At 35.7% G+C, this 20,891-nt stretch carries 17 protein-coding genes; 11 read left to right on the top strand and 6 right to left on the bottom strand.

All coding sequences use genetic code 11. The annotated features are described in order from the left end of the window. Positions 1 to 72: 72 nt before the first annotated feature. Positions 73 to 3,099, bottom strand: a complete 3,027-nt coding sequence (locus RM542_RS00705) for a hypothetical protein (protein ID WP_311383781.1) — start codon at positions 3,097 to 3,099, stop codon at positions 73 to 75. 45 nt (positions 3,100 to 3,144) lie between these two features. Further along, the gene (locus tag RM542_RS00700; RefSeq protein ID WP_311383780.1) at positions 3,145 to 6,051 is read right to left on the bottom strand and encodes a TonB-dependent receptor domain-containing protein; all 2,907 of its coding nucleotides are present in this window, start codon (positions 6,049 to 6,051) and stop codon (positions 3,145 to 3,147) included. A 267-nt stretch (positions 6,052 to 6,318) separates the two neighbouring features. Between RM542_RS00700 and RM542_RS00695 the strand changes: the two genes are divergently transcribed. Beyond that, entirely contained in the window at positions 6,319 to 7,005 is a 687-nt protein-coding gene (locus RM542_RS00695; RefSeq protein WP_311383779.1) for a response regulator transcription factor, read from the top strand. Positions 7,006 to 7,091: 86 nt separating this feature from the next. Continuing rightward, positions 7,092 to 8,147 (top strand): ATP-binding protein, encoded by a 1,056-nt coding sequence (locus tag RM542_RS00690; protein WP_311383778.1) that lies wholly within the window; start codon positions 7,092 to 7,094, stop codon positions 8,145 to 8,147. Here the strand turns inward: RM542_RS00690 and RM542_RS00685 are convergent. Beyond that, positions 8,072 to 9,184, bottom strand: coding sequence for a glycosyltransferase (locus RM542_RS00685; protein ID WP_311383777.1), 1,113 nt, complete (start codon positions 9,182 to 9,184; stop codon positions 8,072 to 8,074). The genes RM542_RS00690 and RM542_RS00685 overlap by 76 nt on opposite strands. Before the next feature lie 70 nt (positions 9,185 to 9,254). On the opposite strand from RM542_RS00685, the gene trmB reads away from it, so the two are divergent. The 7 genes from trmB to RM542_RS00650 all read left to right on the top strand — a co-directional run bounded on the left by trmB (position 9,255) and on the right by RM542_RS00650 (position 13,849). Further along, the gene (gene trmB, locus RM542_RS00680) at positions 9,255 to 9,926 is read left to right on the top strand and encodes a tRNA (guanosine(46)-N7)-methyltransferase TrmB (protein WP_311383776.1); all 672 of its coding nucleotides are present in this window, start codon (positions 9,255 to 9,257) and stop codon (positions 9,924 to 9,926) included. After that, a complete protein-coding gene (locus RM542_RS00675; RefSeq protein ID WP_311383775.1) occupies positions 9,927 to 10,553 on the top strand; it encodes a LysE family transporter in 627 nt (208 codons plus the stop codon). Further along, positions 10,553 to 10,888, top strand: a complete 336-nt coding sequence (locus RM542_RS00670) for an MGMT family protein (RefSeq protein ID WP_311383774.1) — start codon at positions 10,553 to 10,555, stop codon at positions 10,886 to 10,888. Before RM542_RS00675 ends, RM542_RS00670 begins: the two co-directional genes overlap by 1 nt. Positions 10,889 to 11,006: 118 nt before the next feature. Beyond that, the gene (locus tag RM542_RS00665; RefSeq protein ID WP_311383773.1) at positions 11,007 to 12,143 is read left to right on the top strand and encodes an Mrp/NBP35 family ATP-binding protein; all 1,137 of its coding nucleotides are present in this window, start codon (positions 11,007 to 11,009) and stop codon (positions 12,141 to 12,143) included. A gap of 6 nt (positions 12,144 to 12,149) precedes the next feature. Next, positions 12,150 to 12,389 (top strand): NifU family protein, encoded by a 240-nt coding sequence (locus tag RM542_RS00660; RefSeq protein WP_311383772.1) that lies wholly within the window; start codon positions 12,150 to 12,152, stop codon positions 12,387 to 12,389. 65 nt (positions 12,390 to 12,454) lie between these two features. After that, positions 12,455 to 13,513: an NAD(P)/FAD-dependent oxidoreductase gene (locus RM542_RS00655; RefSeq protein WP_311383771.1), complete on the top strand. Its 1,059-nt coding sequence runs from the start codon at positions 12,455 to 12,457 to the stop codon at positions 13,511 to 13,513. Between the two features lie 3 nt (positions 13,514 to 13,516). Further along, a complete protein-coding gene (locus RM542_RS00650; RefSeq protein ID WP_311383770.1) occupies positions 13,517 to 13,849 on the top strand; it encodes a 2Fe-2S iron-sulfur cluster-binding protein in 333 nt (110 codons plus the stop codon). On the opposite strand, the gene RM542_RS00645 is transcribed toward RM542_RS00650, so the two are convergent. After that, on the bottom strand, positions 13,846 to 15,582 hold the full coding sequence (locus RM542_RS00645) for an ABC transporter ATP-binding protein (RefSeq protein WP_311383769.1): 1,737 nt from the start codon (positions 15,580 to 15,582) through the stop codon (positions 13,846 to 13,848). The genes RM542_RS00650 and RM542_RS00645 overlap by 4 nt on opposite strands. A 111-nt stretch (positions 15,583 to 15,693) precedes the next feature. Here RM542_RS00645 and RM542_RS00640 point away from each other — a divergent pair, with 111 nt between their 5' ends. Beyond that, complete coding sequence (locus RM542_RS00640; protein WP_311383768.1) at positions 15,694 to 17,865, top strand: acylase; 2,172 nt, start codon at positions 15,694 to 15,696, stop codon at positions 17,863 to 17,865. 16 nt (positions 17,866 to 17,881) lie between these two features. On the opposite strand, the gene RM542_RS00635 is transcribed toward RM542_RS00640, so the two are convergent. After that, the gene (locus RM542_RS00635) at positions 17,882 to 18,523 is read right to left on the bottom strand and encodes a hypothetical protein (RefSeq protein WP_311383767.1); all 642 of its coding nucleotides are present in this window, start codon (positions 18,521 to 18,523) and stop codon (positions 17,882 to 17,884) included. Between the two features lie 101 nt (positions 18,524 to 18,624). On the opposite strand from RM542_RS00635, the gene RM542_RS00630 reads away from it, so the two are divergent. Beyond that, positions 18,625 to 19,887 (top strand): aminotransferase class V-fold PLP-dependent enzyme, encoded by a 1,263-nt coding sequence (locus tag RM542_RS00630; protein ID WP_311383766.1) that lies wholly within the window; start codon positions 18,625 to 18,627, stop codon positions 19,885 to 19,887. Positions 19,888 to 19,891: 4 nt separating this feature from the next. On the opposite strand, the gene RM542_RS00625 is transcribed toward RM542_RS00630, so the two are convergent. Continuing rightward, positions 19,892 to 20,788, bottom strand: coding sequence for a metallophosphoesterase (locus tag RM542_RS00625; protein WP_311383765.1), 897 nt, complete (start codon positions 20,786 to 20,788; stop codon positions 19,892 to 19,894). Between the last annotated feature and the right edge of the window lie 103 nt (positions 20,789 to 20,891).

The raw sequence follows: 20,891 nt of genomic DNA, 5'->3' as shown, positions 1-20,891 counted from the left end.
AGCTACACTTTTCGATGAAGTGCAAAAAAAAGCCCCACATTGTGGGGCTTTAATAATTTTTAGACGAAAAACTTAGTTTCCTGTTGCCCAAGCAAACGTAGCAACATCAACCGTAGCAGCAGCATCATATGCAGCAGCTGGGTCAATAGTAGCACCATCAACAGTTACATTGGTTACAGCTCCACCATCTCTAAAATCAACGTTAGTTGTGTATCCAGTTAAAGAAAGACCGGTGATAGTAGCACCAGATTCTTTTTTGAATTGTAAAGCAGTTCCATCAACCGTAGAAACACAAGTTAGGTTTACTAAAGATGGATTATTGTTATCACCATCAGCTTCAACAGCTGTAGAGAAACCAGCAACCGTATGAGAAACATAAGCATTAGTTAAAGTACCGTTCCAGCCTTCTGTCCAATCGATTGCATCATCCTCATTGTTTTCCATGTAGAAGTTATTAGCAGAAACAGTTCCACCGAAGAACTCAACACCATCATCTGTACCGTTCAACAAAGCAACCCAGTCGATAGTAGTTCCAGAACCTACAGCATAAAGTGTAAGACCGTTGTATTGAGATTCTGAGTTAATCTGAGCACCAGCGTAGTTGATGATTAAGTAATCAATATTACCTGAGCTATCAGCGTCATCGGTACCACCATAAATGATATTACCAACTTCAGCAACAGCGTCTACACCTTTAGTAGTAGTTGCATTCCCTGCAATTACTAATCCGCCCCAGTCACCAGGAGTTTCAGCAGATGAAGTCATAACTACTGGATTAGCAGCAGTACCTTGAATGTCTATTTCACCACCTTTTTGAACTACAATATAAGTACTTGTTGCCTCTCCAGCTTCAACATCTGCAACGATTTCTGTCCCGGCAGGTATAGTAAGCTTAGCACCTTCTTCAACACTCAAAGAGCCTTGTAAAAAGTAAGTGATTGCAGCATCTAAAGTTAAATCTGAAGAAACTGAGCCGGTTAGAATAGCAGATTGTGCTTCATCATTTCCAGTTGCCCAAATAAAATCATTTGCACTAACAGTTGCTGGAGCAGCGTAAGTAGCTGCAGGGTCAGAAGTTGCCCCATCTATAGTAACATTTGTTACTGCACCACCATCTCTAAAGTCTATTGAAGTAGTATAACCTGTTAAAGAAAGACCAGTGATTGTAGCACCAGATTCTTTTTTGAACTGTAAAGCAGTTCCACCCACAGTAGAAACACAAGTAAGATTGGTTAATGTAGGGTTATTGTTGTCACCGTCTGCTTCTAAAGCAGTAGAGAAACCATCAACAGTATGAAGAACATAGGCATCAGTTAATGTACCGTTCCAACCTTCAGTCCAGTCAATAGCATCATCTTCGTTATTTTCCATGTAGAAGTTAGAAGCAGAAACCGTTCCACCAAAGAATTCAACACCATCATCAGTACCGTTCAATAAAGCAACGTTAGAAATACTTGTCATAGAACCTACAGCGTATAAGGTAAGCCCATTATATTGAGATTCAGAATTGATTTGAGCACCAGCAAAATTGATGATCAAATAATCAATTGATCCCGAGTTGTCCATGTCATTAGTACCACCATAAATAATATTACCAACTTCAGCAACAGCATCAACACCTTTAGTTGTAGTCGCATCACCTGCTATAACTAAACCACCCCAATCACCAGGAGTTTCATTGGCAGAAGTCATAATTACTGGCTCAGCAGCAGTACCTTGAATATCAATAGCACCACCTTTTTGAACTACAACATAAGTACTAGTTTCAGTACCCGCTTGAACATCAGCAACTATTCTTGTTCCTGCAGGGATAGTTAATGTAGCACCAGATTCTACACTCAATGAACCTTCTAAGAAATAATCAATGGCAGGGTCAAGAGTTAAGTCTGCTGTTACTGTTCCTGTAAGAACATTACTTTCAACTTCAGTATCTGTTGCCCATGAGAACATTGTAATATCAACTGAAGGGTCAGCAACATATGATAAAGCAGGATTAGATACAACACCATCAATTGTTACGTTAGTAACAGCCCCACCATCTCTAAAGTCTAAAGAAGTGTCATAACCATTTAAAGAAAGACCAGTGATAGTAGCACCAGATTCTTTTTTGAATTGTAAAGCTGTACCACCAACTGTAGAAACACAAGTAAGATTCACTAAGGAAGGGTTATTATTATCACCATCCGCTTCAACAGCAGTAGAGAAACCATCAACAGTATGAAGAACATAGGCATCAGTTAATGTGCCATTCCAGCCTTCAGTCCAATCAATAGCATCATCTTCGTTATTTTCCATATAGAAGTTAGAAGCAGAAACTGTACCACCAAAGAACTCAACACCATCATCAGTACCATTTAATAATGCAACATTTGAGATAGAAGTTCCAGAACCAACAGCATAAAGTGTAAGACCATTGTACTGAGATTCAGAGTTGATTTGAGCACCAGCATAATTGATAATTAAATAATCAATGCTACCAGAATTATCAGCATCATTTGAACCGCCGTAGATAATGTTGCCTACCTCAGCAGTAGCATCAACACCTTTAGTAGTAGTTGCGTCACCAGCAATAACTAAACCTCCCCAAGAACCAGGAGTACTATTAGATGAAGTAAAAACAACAGGATTAGCAGCAGTACCTTCAATGTTAATTGCACCTCCTTTTTGAACAACTATGTAAGTATTAGTTTCTTCACCAGAAGCAGCCGTTGCAGTAATAGTTGTTCCGGCAGGAATTGTCAAAGTAGCACCAGTTTCAATACTAAAACTATTTGTCAGGGTGTAAGTATTGGCAGCGTCTAAAGTTAAATCTTCCGTTTGTGAACCGGTTAATTCTACAGACTCCGTACATGCGTTACAGCTTGAACCACCACAGTCTACACCTTCTTCATCACCGTTTTGAATACCATCATCACAAGTTGCTTCAGCAATACATGGTTCGCATGTTCCACCACAATCAACACCGGTTTCTGTTCCGTTTTGAATTCCATCGCTACAAGTAGCAGCTACTGGGTCATTGTCGTCACTCCCACAGCTAGTCAGCGTAAGAGCTAAAGCAGCGACAAACATCATTGAAAATTTAAAGATTTTCGTTTTCATAATTAGAGTTTTAAATAAATTTTTAGTTAACGATTTATATTAAGATTAAAATGTATAGTTAAAACCGAGACGAATGGTTCTACCTAGCTTGTATTGCCTAACAACCTCACTGCGTAAAATTCTTTCAGGAGCATTAGGGCCTAAGCGCACATCAATATCATCTGAGAAATCTCTAATTTCTACAAAGTTATCGAGCACGTTCTGCGTTTGTTTAATATCTGGATTTAATAAATTTTGACCTGTTAATGACACTTCTAATTTTTTTGCGAATGTTTTGCTAATCCTTCCATTAAGAACAACAAATCCATTTTCAACAATATTATCGTTGTAGCTATAATCATAATTTGCAGTACCATCTGGATTTCCTAAAACATATATCTTATCTGACGCATAACTGGCATTCAAAGAAGCTGCAAATTTGTTATCCCCTGAAGTCTTTAAATTTAGACTTGTGTTCATTATAAAATCTGAAGCACCTTCTAGGCCGGTTTCTCTGCTAGAACCAAAACGAAAGAATTCGGTTACTCCACCCTCATCATTTGTTAAAAACTTCAAATCTTGTTTATGTTCCATATAAGTAGCATTAAAAACAAGGTTTAAATCAATCCCAGAATAACCGCCATCGTCTTCATTAACAATTGGTGTAATTAGACCAATTTTACTTTCTAATTCAATACCATAAACCGTTGCATTATCTCCTGTATTGTCAAAAGTTAAACGATTTTCACCACCTTTGGCCAAAGTTCTATTTATTGGATTTTCAATATTCTTGTAGAATAAGGCTAACGAAATTAATTGATCATTAGAGGGAAAAAACTCCCATTTTAAATCGAAATTATTTGAGAATGAAGCGGTTAAATTGTCGGCATTACCAAGAACTACTAATCCACTTGGCGAAACATATTCAAATGGTGCAATTTCTTTAAATTCAGGTAATGTTATCGTTCTACTTCCTGCAAATCTTAATGCTTGTTTTTCATTTAAAGTATATTTAAGATTTACACTCGGGTAAACATTATTATACTCTTGGTTTACTTCACCAACTCTTCCTGAACCGCCGTCATTACCAACGTCGTAGGTGACAAAAATATCATCTAACTGCACTCTTAAACCAGCATTCACATTCCATTTACCGAATTGAACATTAAAATCAGCATAAGCTGCTTTTGATTCATAAGTGCCATTATAGGTATCTTGACGTTCGCCGTTTGAGTTTTGACCCAATTGGTTGATTTCTAAATTACCGTCTTGGAAATTTGGTATAGTGAATATTGAATTTAAATCGTCTAAACTGTTTGTGCTTAAGGTAAAACGCACTGGTTCAGTAACTCCAATGAATTCAGAGCTGAAGTCCCTTTCTTTATTTCTGTAGGCTAGGCCTAAATCAATATCAAATGATTTGCCAGAATCTTCTTCATCTATAACATGAAAAGAATCATTTATATAGCCATTGTACTCAATATCTTCTATTAATTGAGCAGCTTTACGTTGGTTAAAACCTCCTTGAGAATTCAGTTCAATATCCGAAGGACCATTTGCATCAAAAAAGAGTTGATTTCGTATTCTATTAGGTTCATCTGCATTTAAATTATTAAAACCAACAGCCCATTTTAAATTATTTTTTTCTCCTAAAGTGTGTTGTCCAATAAGTTGAGTTACCAATAACTGTGTTTGCTTGGTATTTTGATCTCTAGCAAACTCCGAACCTCCTCTATTTCCAGTATCATCACTAATTTGGGCTTCGCCTGCGGCACCTTGTTCAATCACAAAATCATTAAGAGTATTTAGAAAAGTAGTTGTAGATTTTATCTTGTTTTTATCGTTTATATACCAAGTTAAATCTAATAAGGCTGAATTATTAATCGTTGTTTGATAAGTCACATAATCCGGAACACCTATTTGAACAAAACCAAATTCTAAGAATTGAAATGACCCAACATTATAAATGTAGTTTTCGCTATGAGCTCCAGTTAATAAAAATGATAGTTTGTTATTAAAAAACTTTTTACCCATTGTTATGTTGGCCCCAAAATTATATGGATTCTCTCGTATTATTGGATCCCAACCTTGCTGAGTAACTTGGTTAATAAGCGGATTTTTTGAACTATAAAACCCGAAGGTTGAATCATCTAAATTCGGTGAAGTTTTAAAGTTATTGTTAATGTCGTCTTGAAAAACACTTGAATTTAAACCACCGGAAATACCTACACTTAGTTCAGAAGAACCAGCTAATTCTCTTGAAGTTATGTTGATATTACCAGAGGCTTGATCAGCTGAACCTTTTGCAGAATAAGTTTTGCTTATACTTACGTTTTGAATAACTCGAGTCGGGAATAAACCTAAATTAATATTCTTTCTGTCAACATTGTCTGAAGGAATTGGGAGTCCATTCAGGGTTGTTGATAAATAGCGATCTCCAAGACCACGAACAAATATATCGCCAGAAGCTTCACTTTCTGTGACCCCTGAAATTTTTGTAGTCGCAGTCTTTGCATCTCTTATTCCTAGGTCACCTAATTCTTTTGCACCAATACTTTCTACAACTGTTATGGCATTACGCTGTTCCAACAATAGAGCTACTTCTGAATCTTTTCTGGCCACGGTTGTTACTACAACTTCATCTAATTGAAAACCTGATGAAGCGCTCATAGGTACATCAATACTGGTAACTTTGTCTGCTTCTACTGTAATATTTGGAATTTCAACAGTTTCGTAACCTAAATAGCTATATTGAACGGTATATACTCCAGGCTCAAGACCTGAGATTCCATAAAGTCCATCAAAATCTGATTGGGTACCAATAGTTGTTCCTTTGATAAGAACATTAGCAAAAGCTAAAGGTTCATTGTTCTGTTCTTTGTCAATAAGCTTACCAACAATACTGCCAGTAGTTTCTTGTGCGATGAGGTTTAAAGAAAAAACCATCGCGATAATTAAAAAAAGATATCTCATTATTAGTTAAGTATAATTGGCGCAAAGAACGCGAGAGGCTGTAAAAGTCATGTTATCCACATGTTAAAGATTTGTTTCAAAAGCATTACGATAATGTTATGATATTAAATCAATGTTAAGTGACAGAGAGGTAATTGTATTATCTTTACATTTGGGCGAAAAGGATATTTTTTTTAATTCGAATATTTTTATTAAAACGTTGATATACAATTATTTAAAAGAGAATTCTTTCTTATCTGAAATGACCAAACTAGAAAATTTGAACCTATGAATACCAAGGATGTTAAGATACTTTTAGTAGATGATGAACCAGATATTCTTGAGATTGTTAGTTACAATCTATCCTCAGAGGGCTACGTAGTTTACACCGCAACAAATGGTATTGAAGGTGTAGCCAAAGCAAAGAAAAAACAACCGCATCTTGTTATTTTAGATGTGATGATGCCTGAAATGGATGGTATCGAGGCTTGCGAAATAATGCGTAGCACACCTGGTCTAGAAAATACTATCATTACTTTTTTAACAGCACGTGGAGAAGATTATTCACAAGTAGCCGGTTTCGATGCTGGAGCGGATGATTATATTACCAAGCCAATTAAGCCTAAGGTTTTAGTTAGTAAGGTAAAAGCACTACTGAGAAGACTAAAAGAAAATAAAACTGAAGTAGAAGATATTGTACAGGTTGGCAATATTGTCATAAATCGCGAAGAATATAAAATTGTAAATGATGGCAAGGAAATAATCTTACCTAGAAAAGAATTTGAATTACTTTCTTTATTGACTTCAAAACCTAGTAAAGTATTTAAAAGAGAAGTTATTTTAGATAAGGTATGGGGCAATGAAGTCGTTGTTGGTGGTAGAACAATAGATGTTCATATTCGAAAACTTCGAGAGAAAATTGGCGATCATCATTTTAAAACTGTTAAAGGGGTTGGTTATAAGTTTGTTCTCTAGTTTTATTTCTTCAAGAAGCAAGCAGTAAGTATTATAAATGGTTAATTTTCTTATTTTACACCGTTAATTAAGAGTTCAACCTAACAATGTCCATAAAACTCAAAAAATCTTATCGCTTTGCATTGCGTTCCTCCATATTTATTTGTTTGACGCTCATTTTGTGTTTGTGTGGTATTTTATTGCTAACGAATCAATTTGACTGGGTTCTACCAGCTATTTTTTCTCCTATTTGTTTTTTAGTCTCTTTCTTCATTATTCAAGCAAGGGTGGAGCGTTTTATTTACCGTCGGGTAAAAAAAATATATGACGACGTTTCTTTATTAGAATCTTCTTCATTTTCTTCTAAACCAGTCACTACAGACATGAAGACCTTAACTGAGGAAATTGGAAAATTTGCAGAAGACAAAAAAATTGAAATAGATACCTTAAAAATTAGAGAAGAATATCGGAAAGATTTTCTGGGCAATGTCTCCCACGAACTTAAAACACCTTTATTTACCGTACAGGGCTATATTTTAACGCTGTTAGACGGCGCAATCAAAGATTCTAAAGTAAATGAAAAGTACTTAAAACGAGCAAATAAAGGAGTCGAACGCTTGATTTACATTGTGAAAGACTTAGATATGATAACTAAGTTAGAGGCTGGTGATTTAAGTCTAGAAAAAGAAGAATTTGATATCATTGAATTAATTCAAAGTGTGTTTGAATTACTTGAAATGAGAGCGGCTAAAAAAGAGATTAGTTTAACTTTTGATATGGAGTATAGCGAGCCCATTTACGTTTGGGGTGATGCAGAAAAAATACAGCAAGTATTAACCAATCTTTTAGTTAATTCCTTAAAATATGGCAACCCAAATGGAACTACAGAAGTTAGTGTTGAAAATTTAATTAAAAACAAAGTAATTGTGCGTGTCACAGACAATGGAGAAGGTATTCCGAAACAGCATATATCTAGACTATTTGAGCGTTTTTATAGGGTGGACCAAAGTGGTAGTCGTAAAGAAGGTGGTTCTGGTCTTGGCTTGGCTATTGTTAAGCACATTATTGAAGCGCATGATGAACGAATTTATGTGGAGAGTGAAGTCGACGTTGGCTCTGAATTTTCTTTTACGCTTGAAAAGACTTCAAATAATGATTCGTAATTAATGGTTGAATTTAATGAGGTCAAGCCTTTGTAATTAATAATATTTTTTAATTCATCAAGTGCAAAATCATCTTGCTTTTTAAAAGGAACCATACCTTGCTTGTCTAAACGTTTGGCCAGATACTCTTGTTCGTATTGCCCTGGGGTTGGAATGAAAAAGGCTTTTTTTTCCAATTTTGCTAAATCCATCACAGTAGTATAACCTGATCTGCACAATATGAATTTACTTTGATTTATTGCCTTTTCTAACTCTTTTGATTGCATAAAATTGAACACGGTAATTTTACCATTAGTCAAGGTAATTTCCTTCGTTATTTTTTCATCTTCAATTTTACCTTTAACGAAAAGTACCTGACCTGAAAATTCTTTTAATTCTTTAAGTAGTTTTTTTTCTAGTAAAGTTCTTTGGGGTTCAGGGCCAGATAATAAAACCATTAAATCATAAATTATATGACCATCACTTTTTTCAAACCTGCTCAATGGGCCTAGGTAAACAATATTCAGTTTTGATTTTTTTAGATGCCCTAATTTTCCAGTCAGATTCGGTTTTTCTTTTAAATCGGGTACCCAACAAGCTTGGAATTTTTTAATAATTTTTTGATGCATTTTTGAGCTAAACCAAGTGGTATTACCTGAAAGTACATTGAGCTGATGTGTAATAAATACGCAGGGCACTTTTTTTGAATAAACTCCTAATCTATTATCAGAAATTATTCCCTGAAGTTCATGCTCTTTTATAAGTTGTTTAACCTCCTTCTTTTCTTTGGCCATTGCTTTGAGGACTTTAGGTGAATCCCAAATCATCTTCAATTTGAAATTCTTGCCTTTAGCTGCATATTTTATTTTGTATGATGTTAGTTTAAAAGAAGGTACATTAGGAAATTCTTTTTGAAGTAATGATAGTGCAACGCCATCAGAGGCAATATAGGGTTGATGTCCATGTTCTTGAAGCGCTTTTATAATTGGAATACATCGTGTTGCGTGCCCTAGACCCCAATTTAATGGGGCCACTAAAATTCGTTTTGATTCGGTCATAAATGTAAAGGAACAAAACCAAAAGAAGATTTTGATTTCCTTAGTTTTGTCAAAACATTAAATTTTTGTTTTGGGAAGCAAAAACAAGCTTAAGCGATTTAGAGAAAACGATACGTTTTCAAATGTAATACAGCCATCACGTGAAGAGGTTTTACAAGGGCTGGAACAAAAGGGTAACTGGGGTAAATTTTTCGGTAATACAAACCCTATTGTTCTGGAATTAGGGTGCGGTAAAGGCGAATATACGGTTGGTTTGGCCGAAAGAAATTCGAATAAAAACTATATCGGAATTGACATTAAAGGCGCTCGTTTTTGGCGTGGTGCTAAGACTGCTATTCAAGAAAATCTATCTAACGTCGCTTTTATTCGAACTCAAATTGAGTTGGTTGACGAATTATTTGATAAGGACGAAATTGCTGAGATCTGGATTACTTTTCCGGATCCTCAGATAAAATATAAAAGAACGAAGCATCGAATGACAAACGAAGTATTTCTAAAGAAATACAAAAGTATTTTACAACCAAATGGTCTTATTCACTTAAAAACAGATAGTGAATTTATGCACGGTTATACTTTGGGGCTTTTGCATGGCTTGGAACATGAGGTGATTTATGCCAACCATGATATCTATAAAAACGAAGGTAGCCCTGAAGAAGTTCTAAAAATTCAAACATTCTACGAAAATCAGTATCTTGAAAAAGGAAAACCAATAACCTATATCCAATTTCGGATAACCAACTAAATGACTCAACTGTTTACGCTTTTTATAGCTACTTTTTCTGCGGCGTTTCTTGCTTCGGCTCCACCGGGGCTTTTGAACGTAAATGCTGCAAAGACCAGTGTAGAAAAAGGCAAGAACAATGGCGTTATGTTTGGTCTAGGCGTTGCCTTAATGGTAATGATGCAAACTTATTTGGCAGTGCGTATTGCTAAATATTTGAGCAGAAACCCTGAAGTTATAGGAATGCTTTTAAAGACTGCACTAGTTGTATTTGCAGGATTGGCTGTCTTTTTCTTCTTAAAAGCCAGAAAAGAAAATGTAAAACCTTTGCTACAAGAAAAGGGTAAAAAAAGTGGCAGCTTTACAAAAGGAATGTTTTTGGCTGCTTTAAACTTGCTTACCGTGCCTTATTATAGCGGTCTGAATAGTGTTTTTAATTCTCAAGGTTTAATGCGATATACTATTTCTGACGAGGTAGTATTTATATTGGCTGCAGGTTTGGGTACTTTTTTGGTAATGTATTTATATGTTTTCTATTTCAATAAAATGGAACATAAAACGAATCGCTTTTCAAAGAACTCTAATTATATTTTGAGCGCGCTTATGGTCTTATTGTTTTTAATAACCTTGTACCGTATTTATAATTGATGGAGGAAAAGAGTTTTTTTGATAAGGTCTACGAAGTTGCACAACTGATTCCGCATGGTCGAGTTACTTCTTACGGAGCCATTGCTAAATATTTAGGGGCAGCGCGTAGTGCACGAATGGTAGGTTGGGCCATGAACAATTCTCATACTAAAGACGTTCCTGCACATCGTGTTGTAAACAGAGTAGGCCTATTAACAGGTAAACATCATTTTGATGGTACTAACCTCATGCAACAATTGTTGGAGAATGAGGGCGTAGAAGTTGTTGATAATCAAATCGTGGAGTTTCAAAAATACTTTTGGGATCCAAGCAAAGAGCTGCCGTCATATTACTAGATAGACACAGTTTATCTTATCATCTTCATTTTCAATATATCATCTGTACAATCTGCCCTCTACAACGTATCTTTGTAATTTAGAATCAGTTTAAACGACTGGTAATCAAATTTGGTTGATGAAGATAGATAAGAAAGAAGTTTTACGAGCACTTGAAAATATTACAGTTCCTGGTGAAGGTCAGAATATGGTCGAGAGTGGTGCAGTAAAGAATATTCAAGTTTTTGGTGATGAGGTTGAAGTGGATATTACCATCAAAAACCCTAGTCTACAAGCAAGAAAAAAAACTGAAGTAGAAATATTAAAAATTATTCACGATAAAGTTTATGCTAAGGCCAAGATTAAGGTGAATTTAAAAGTTGAAGCCCCCGCAAAGACAACGGTAAACGAAATAAAAGGTAAACCTATACCAGGTATTCAAAGTATTATCGCTGTTGCTTCAGGTAAAGGTGGTGTAGGTAAGTCTACTGTTACTGCTAATTTGGCCGTGACCTTAGCTAAAATGGGTTTTAAAGTTGGTCTTTTAGATACTGATATATATGGACCTTCTATGCCAATAATGTTTGATGTTGCTTTAGAAAAACCACTATCAATAAACGTTGATGGAAAGAACAAAATGAAGCCAGTTGAAAATTACGGTGTCAAACTTTTGTCAATAGGATTTTTTACGCAACCTAATCAAGCAGTTATTTGGAGAGGCCCGATGGCTTCCAAAGCTTTGAATCAAATGATTTTTGATGCACATTGGGATGAGTTAGATTTTCTTTTATTGGATTTGCCACCTGGAACAGGTGATATTCATTTAAGTATTATGCAGTCTTTACCAGTTACTGGGGCAGTTGTGGTAAGTACTCCTCAAGAGATTGCTCTTGCTGATGCAAGAAAGGGCGTTGCGATGTTTCAACAAGAGGCTATTAATGTGCCTGTATTAGGCATCATAGAGAATATGGCCTATTTTACACCTGAAGAATTACCTGATAACAAATATCATATCTTTGGTAAAGATGGAGCAAAGCATTTAGCTCAAGATTTAAAAGTGCCTTTCTTAGGAGAAATACCTTTGGTGCAAAGTATTAGAGAAGCGGGAGATGTTGGAAGACCAGCAGCTTTACAAAATGGCACACCGACTGAAGAAGCATTTGAAACCTTGACCAAAAATGTGGTTCAAGAATTGGTCAAAAGAAATACAGCTTTGCCACCAACCGAAGCAATTAAGATTACAACAATGGCGGGTTGTTCTGCCGTTAAAAAGTAAAGCCTTATGACATCAGAAGAAGTAAGACAAAACGTTGAAAAAGCATTAGAAGAAATAAGACCTTTTTTACAAAGTGATGGAGGTGATATTTCTTTAATTTCTATAGATAATGATACTTCAGTAAAAGTAAAATTAGAAGGGAATTGTATAGGTTGTAGTGTTAATCAAATGACACTTAAAAGTGGAGTTGAAATGACCATCAAAAAGTACGCTCCTCAAATTGAAGAAGTTGTAAATCTGAGTTAAACTGATAAAAATCATAATTTTTTTCTTCAGACAAAGTATAGCTTTGTTTTCTTGAACTCTTTTTCATGATTAAAACAGATATTTTAATAATCGGAGCAGGTCCGACTGGACTCTTTGCCGTTTTTGAAGCAGGGCTTTTAAAATTAAAGTGCCATTTAATAGACGCGCTTCCGCAACCGGGTGGCCAGTGTTCAGAGATTTATCCTAAAAAACCAATTTATGATATACCTGGTTTTCCAGAGGTATTGGCAGGTGATTTAGTTGATAACCTGATGGAGCAAATAAAATCATTTCAACCTGGTTTTACTCTTGGAGAAAGGGCCGATACCATTGAAAAATTAGAAGATGGAACTTTTATAGTTACTACTAATAAGGGAACAAAACATCATGCGCCCATTGTGGCTATAGCTGGCGGGTTGGGTAGTTTTGAGCCTAGAAAACCACAGCTAGAGAATCTAACTAAGTTTGAAGATAATGGTATTGCTTATATCATAAAGGACCCTGAGGTTTATAGAGATAAAAAAGTATTATTGGCAGGTGGTGGTGATTCAGCTTTAGATTGGGCAATTTTTCTGGCAAATATTGCTAAGGAAATTACCTTAGTTCATCGCCGAAATGAGTTTAGAGGAGCTTTAGATTCAGTTGAGAAGGTGCAAGAACTTAAAAATGCTGGAAAAATAAATCTGATTACTCCCGCTGAGGTCATAGAGCTTAGGGGTGATGCTAAATTATCTTCTGTAGTAATTCAGAAAACAGATACTAAGGAGCAAATTGAGCTTGAACTAGATAATTTCATACCACTTTTTGGTTTATCACCAAAACTTGGACCTATTGGAGATTGGGGATTAGAAATTGAAAAAAATGCTATCAAGGTTGACAATACATTGGACTATCAAACCAATATTCCTGGTATTTACGCAATAGGTGATGTTAACACGTATCCGGGTAAACTAAAACTTATTTTATGTGGATTTCATGAGGCTACTTTAATGTGTCAAAGTGCCTACCAGCGTATTTTTCCTGATAAAAAATACGTAATGAAATATACCACTGTAGGAGGTGTTCAAGGTTTTGATGGCTCTAAAAAGGAAGCACCAAAGGCGGTTGTTAAAGCAATAAATTGATTCATGTCAGATATAAAAATTAAAATAACCGACCGCGAAGGAATACTTCATGAGATTGATGCACCTACCGATATGAACATGAATTTAATGGAGGTTGTTCGTTCTTATGAACTGGCTCCTGAAGGTACTGTCGGAATTTGCGGAGGTATGGCCATGTGCGCTTCTTGTCAGTGCTATGTCAATTCTGATCATAGTCTTCCAGAAAAGTCTGACGATGAAGAAGCAATGTTATCTGAAGCATTTAATGTTGAAGAAAACTCACGTTTAGGCTGTCAAATCCATATCACCGAAAACTTGGATGGATTAGAAGTGGAATTGGCCCCTGAGGAAGTTTAAATTCTTGCTTGATAGGTAAATAGGTCATAATACCTTCCTTCACTAGCAATCAACTCATCATGAGTGCCTTGCTCAGCAATTCTACCATTTTCAATTACTAGTATTTGATTTGCTTTTCGAATGGTGCTTAATCTATGGGCAATGACAAAGGTAGTTCGTCCTTTGGTTAATTCTGCTAGACTTTTCTGAATCAAGGCTTCACTTTCAGTATCTAAATTTGAGGTTGCTTCATCTAAAATTAGAACTTTAGGGTTTGCCAAAACTGCACGGGCAATTGCAATACGTTGACGTTGACCACCTGATAGTTTTACACCTCTTTCACCAATTAGAGTATCTAACCCGTCATCAAATCTATCCGTGAATTCATCAACATAAGCTGCTTTTACGGCTGCCCTTAATTCCATTTCAGAAGCGTTTGGCCTTGGAAAAAGAATGTTTTCTTTTATCGTTCCTTCAAAAAGGAAATCATCTTGTAATACAACACCTAAATATTGTCTAAAACTAGTGAGGTCTACTTTTGCTAAATCATTTCCGTCAATAGTAATTTTACCAGCGTCAGGGTTTAAAAATGTAGCTGCTAAACCTGCAATGGTTGATTTGCCTGAACCTGAACTTCCAACTAAGGCAATGACATCTCCTGATTTGGCTTCAAAACTAATATCATGTAAAACTTCTTTATCTTCTTCATAAGCAAAAGAAACGTCTTTGAAAACCATATCACCTTTAATATTTGCAAGTTTTATGGTTCTATTTTTTTCATCTGCCTCAGTAACTTGATTCATTAACTCTTCAGTACGGTCAAGACCCGCTAAGGCCTCTGTCAATTGGCTACCAATATTGCTCATTTGAACAATCGGTGCAATCATCAAACCTAAAATAACAGTGAATTCAATAAATTGTCCAATAGTCAATTCATCTTGTATTATTTTATAGCCACCAAGACCCATGACACCTGTAGTGGCTATACCTATTAGAAAGGTTGCTGAACTGGTCATTGCTGCAGTTGCTATCAAGCTCTTCTTTACATTTTCAAAGAGTTTTCCAACAGCAACCTCAAAAATTTTATTTTCTTGAGCTTCAGCATTAAATCCTTTAATTACTCGAACACCACCTAGTGTTTCTGTTAATCGACCTGTTACTTCTGCATTAATTTTTCCACGATTTCTAAAAATTGGACGTATAATTTTAAAAGCTCTCAAAGCAATAAATCCAAAAATTGCTAAAGGTAATAAGGTAAATAAGGTCATTGTGACGCTTATTCTGAGTAAAAGAATTAATGCAACAATCGCAGTTACGGTACCTCCAACAAGTTGTACGAGGCCAGTGCCAATCAAATTTCTAACACCTTCTACATCACTCATTATTCTAGAAACCAAAGCTCCCGATTTGGTGTTGTCAAAAAATCGAATAGGTAATGAAAGCACTTGTTTTTGAACCTGGGCTCGCAGTTCAGAAATCAAAAATTGCGCTTGTACACTTAAAATATAAGTTAAAAGAAAAGATGTTGCAGCTTGTATGGTGATAGCTATCATTATAGCACCTACCAAATACTTTAATAAATCAACATCTTTATTTGCAAAGGCATCATCGATAACATATTTGGTTGCAATAGGCGTAACAAAACTGGCCGCTTTACTTATTACAATTAATAAAAGCCCTATAAAGACTAAATTTCGTCTAGGCCAAATAATTGTTTTAAATGCTTTAAGAATACTTACTTTTTTGTCTGCCATTTCTAATTTTAATAGTAGTGCAAGTTACTTCAAATAGAATAATCATCTGAATGAGAAACTTTGAATTGTAGTCTTTATCTTTAAGTCAACGAATTCCTTGATTGAAGAAACATGAGAACACTTTTTGTAGCCCTTTTGATTGTAATTATTTCTTGTAAAGAACAGGCCCCAACTGAAATTAAGGTATGGGAAGAACAAGCCAGTAATATTGAAATTATACGTGATGACTATGGAGTACCGCATATTTACGGTAAAACTGATGCTGATGCTGTGTTTGGATTGTTATACGCGCAATGTGAAGATGATTTTAACCGGGTAGAGCAAAATTATATTTGGGCAACCGGGCGATTGGCAGAAATTGAGGGAGAAGATGCCTTGTATAGCGATTTAAGAGCTAAACTTTTTATGACTGAAGAGATAGCTAAAGCTAACTATGAAAAAAGTCCGGAGTGGTTAAAAGAACTTTGCGATGCCTTTGCGGATGGAATTAATTACTATCTACATACTCATCCTGAAGTTAAACCTAGATTACTAACTCGTTTTGAGCCTTGGATGCCAATGTATTTTAGCGAAGGCAGTATTGGAGGTGATATTGAACGTATTTCAACTAGGAAAATAAAAGCTTTTTATGAAAGTGGTATGGAACTACCTGAATTGGAACTGTTGAAAGAGAAAGAAGAAAAAGAAATGGCAGAACCTCAGGGTTCAAACGGAATTGCAATTTCGGGTGATTTGACACAGTCTGGCAATGCAATGTTGTTGATTAACCCGCACACTTCTTTTTATTTTAGAGGAGAGGTACATGTAGTTTCAGAAGAGGGTTTGAATGCGTATGGTGCGGTAACCTGGGGGCAATTTTTTGTTTATCAAGGATTTAATGAAAAGACAGGATGGATGCATACTTCAACTTACACAGATGTGATGGATGAGTTCAAAGAGGCGGTAGTAAAGAATGATGGGAACTTGTTTTATAAATATGGAGAAGAATTACGGGCTATAGATTCTACAGCTGTGGTTTTGAGCTACAAAACAGATAATGGACTAATGACTAAAACCTTTCCAATGTATAGCACACATCATGGTCCAATAACTCATTCGGTAAATGGCCAATGGACCGCTTCTGCAATGATGTGGGAACCCGTAAAGGCTTTAGAACAGTCTTATATTCGAACGAAGCAAGATGGATACCAAGGTTTTCGTGAAATGATGGACATTAGAACTAATTCTAGTAATAATACGGTTTACGCCGATGCGGAAGGAAATATTGCTTACTTCCATGGAAATTTTGTACCAAAACGAGACGTAAGTTTTAATTATTCCCAACCAGTAGATGGCAGCAATCCTAAAACAGATTGGCAAGGCTTACATGAAGTTGATGAGAATATTTTAGTGCTCAATCCAGAAAACGGCTGGATTCAGAATTGCAATTCTACGCCATATACCTCGGCTTTGGAATACAGTCCTAAAAAAGAAGATTATCCTTACTATATGTCACGTGACCAAGAAAATTTTAGAGGAATTCATGCAATTGAGCTTCTGAAAGATAGAACAGGGTACTCTTTAGATAGCTTGATACAATTAGCTCATGACCCCTATCTACCAGCATTTGAGGCTTTAATACCTGGCCTAATTAGAGCGTTTGATAAAACGCCCACTTTAAAATTAAAAGAACCAATTGAACTCTTACGAAATTGGGACTTTAAAACCTCAAAAGAATCCATTGCAATGACTTTGGCGCATTATTATGGGACTCAAAGTTACTTGCAGGCAGAACGACCTAGTGGTTTATACTCAATGGAATTGGTAAAATTTTGGGGAGGTAAATCTTCAGACTCAGAAAAACTGTCCTTATTTCAAGAAACCATTGATAAATTAATTACAGATTTTGGAACTTGGAAAATGCCTTGGGGTGAGGTCAATCGATACCAACGTTTAAATGGCGATATTCGACAACCATTTGACGATTCTAAACCAAGTATTCCTATTGGGTTTGCCAGTGGTCGTTGGGGCGCATTAGCGGCCTACGGTGCTAGATACACCAATGAAGGGGCAAAAAAAATGTATGGAACTCGTGGTAATAGCTTTGTTGCGGCGGTAGAATTTGGAGACAGGGTAAAGGCAAAAACAATTTTAGCAGGCGGTCAAAGCGGTGACCCAGAGTCATCACATTTTAATGACCAGATTCAAAAATATGCAGATGTAAATTGGAAAGATGTCCCTTATTACAAAGAAGATGTTTTAAAAAGAGCAATAAAAACATATCATCCAGGAGAAAAAAGATAGGGTAATAACTAATATTTTACTCTTCTTCACTTTCGTCTTTTACCACAATCATGCTGGCTTTGGAGCCTGTAGAAAGATTCCAACGATTATTATGAATGACATTGCCTTCATCATCAGTTATAACAACCTGAGCGGTATTCGGACCTGATGACCCTTGGTTTAAGGCTTCAAATTCTACACGATTAAAACCCTCAGTTAAATCAACATTGACGCCTTTAAAACTGCCAGAAAGAAGAATGTTTGGTTCAACAACAACACCGTTTAAATATATCTTCACTCTATCACCATCGACGTATTCATGATCTCTGCAAACGATACCGATGAACTTGGCTTTAGTTTTAATATCTCCTAGATACTGATCACCAAAATACTTTGTTGCACCTTTTTTTTCTTTCTCACCAACTTTTGGGTCAATAACCATTCCTGTTCCGGCCTGGACCAATTGTCGGTCGGGTAACATTTTAACGTCTCTTCCTTTTGATATTAAGTTTTTATCAAGAACAGATGGCATCCGTAACGAAGTACCTTGATTACTTGTTTTGGTATCTAACTTATTATTGGCTCCAACCTTCAAAGGCTTAGTCGTGGGCAAATCTCCTTGACCATAGCTAAAATGCAAGGTCAAAAGGAAAGCAAATAAAGGTAATAGTCTTTTCATCACAATTTAAGTCGTAACAATAAAATAAAATTAACAAATACCTTGCCACGGTAGTTGTAATAGGCTGTTAAATTCGTTAAATTGATTAAAAATAAGGAGTTATGGACAAAAGAAGATTCTTTAAAACGTTGGGTAATGTAGCTGTAGGAACAACTTTAATGCCATTGTCCGGATATTCAAATACTTCTGACGAATGCAGTTCTTACCCTTTGAATGATGATGAAGAATTTTGGAAACGGATACGCAAAGATTACGACTTAAAGCCCGATTATATCAATTTAGAAAATGGGTATTACAATTTTGTTCCAAAACCTATATTGAACAAGTATATTGAGCATATTAAGAAGGTGAATTATGAGGCTTCTTATTATATGAGAACTGAACAATGGGACAATAAGAATAAGGTGGCTTTTAGGCTATCAGGTTTAGTAGGTTGTTCGGCGGAGGAATTGGTCATTACTCGAAACACCACGGAGTCACTAGATTTAATTATTGGAGGCTTCCCTTGGAAAAAAAATGATGAGGTAATATTTGCTTTACAAGACTATGGTGCCATGCGAATTCATTTTCATCAAATGAGAGACCGATACGGTATCATTTGTAAGGAAGTTTCTATCCCGAATCACCCAAAATCAGATGAGGAGTTAGTTGCCTTATATGAATCAGAAATTACTGAGCAAACAAAACTTATAATGGTTTGCCATATGGTTAATATTACAGGTCAGATTCTACCAATTAGGAAAATATGCGATATGGCCCATAAGTATGACGTTGAAGTACTCGTTGATGGTGCGCATTGTATTGGTCATATTGATGTTAATATTGATCAGTTAAATTGTGACTATTACGGTTCAAGCTTACATAAGTGGTTAAGTGTTCCACTCGGTGCAGGAATGTTGTATGTAGCAAAAAAGCATATTCCAAAAATTTGGCCTTTGCTTGCGGAACATGAAAAAGACCCTACAAAAATTAGACGATTAAATCATACGGGTACCCATCCAGTTCATACTGACTTGACAATTAATGATTCAATCAGTTATCTAGAAATGATTGGATTAGAAAGAAAAGAGAGTCGACTACGGTTTATTCAGCGTTACTGGAGTGATAGTTTAAGAACAGTTGAAAATGTAATCGTAAATACACCAAATGATGAAAATAGAAGTTGCGGAATTGCCAATGTTGGTCTGACTAATATGAATCCTTTGGATTTAGCAAAAGCACTTTTGAATGAATTTCAAATTTGGACCGTTGGTATTGATTACGCTAATGTAAAAGGCTGTCGTATCACACCAAATATCTATACAACTACTGAGGAATTAGATAAGTTTGTTGATGCCATGAAAACTTTGGCTCGCAGAACTTAATAACTTATTTGGAAATATATTCTACCAATTTTTCAGGTCCTTCTAATAACACTCTAACAATTTGTAGGGTCCCATCAATCTTAGTTTCAATATGCCATTTTATAAGTGAAATATGACCGTTTTCAATTTCAATTCCGGTAATACTTCTTGGGTGAACACAACTACCATCATTAAAAAAAGGAATTTGTCCAGGTTCAGGAAAACGAGGCCTATGGGTATGACCAGCAACCGTAATTCTCAGGTTATTTTTTAAAATCCATCTTTTAATTCGTCTTTCAATTCGAATCAGTTCTTTATAGTTTTTCGCGGGACTAGTAGGGTCAGCAATGCCAACCACTTGTAGCGGTTTCCATAAAATTCGGACTAAGAAACGCCCTATACGCCAGAAATTATAATTCCACCAATCTGCTTGATGGCCATGAGTTAAAAAAAGCTCTTGTTCAGTTTCTTTATGTTTTAGTACCAAAGCTTCATGATAGGCTAGCCCTTCAAACAATTCTTTATCCTCGCCATCAATAGGTTCAAAATAGCTTGAAAGATGTTTGTCAACATAGCTTTGGTCGCGGTACACCATATCATGATTGCCCCAAACCATATGTAACCTACTTTGAATATGAAACTTTCTTAAGAGTTGAAAGACATTTTTATGAGCTTCAAAAATATATTCAAAATTTAGGTTTTCCCACAATTCATCTCCATCACCTAATTCACAATAATCAAACCCTTCTCTAAAATAATGGTTTAAAGCATGAAAATAGATGTTTCGATTATTGGCGAAATCATCAGCAAAACTGTTATCACCTCTATGACAGTCACTAAATAATATGAACTTTGAACTATCATCAAAAGGGATGATTTTGGCGCTTTGATAAGCACGGTCAAGACGTGTAAAAGATGACATCCATTAAATTTTAATAAATATCCAAAAAAAGCCATCAAAACCATAAAGAATCTCTTAACAATTCTCTATTTCATCTTTTTGTAACTTTACCATTGTAACTACG

This window comes from Croceitalea sp. P059 (assembly GCF_031846365.1).
Classification (GTDB): Bacteria; Bacteroidota; Bacteroidia; order Flavobacteriales; family Flavobacteriaceae; genus Croceitalea; species Croceitalea vernalis.
This window is presented reverse-complemented; position numbering and strand designations above follow the sequence as displayed.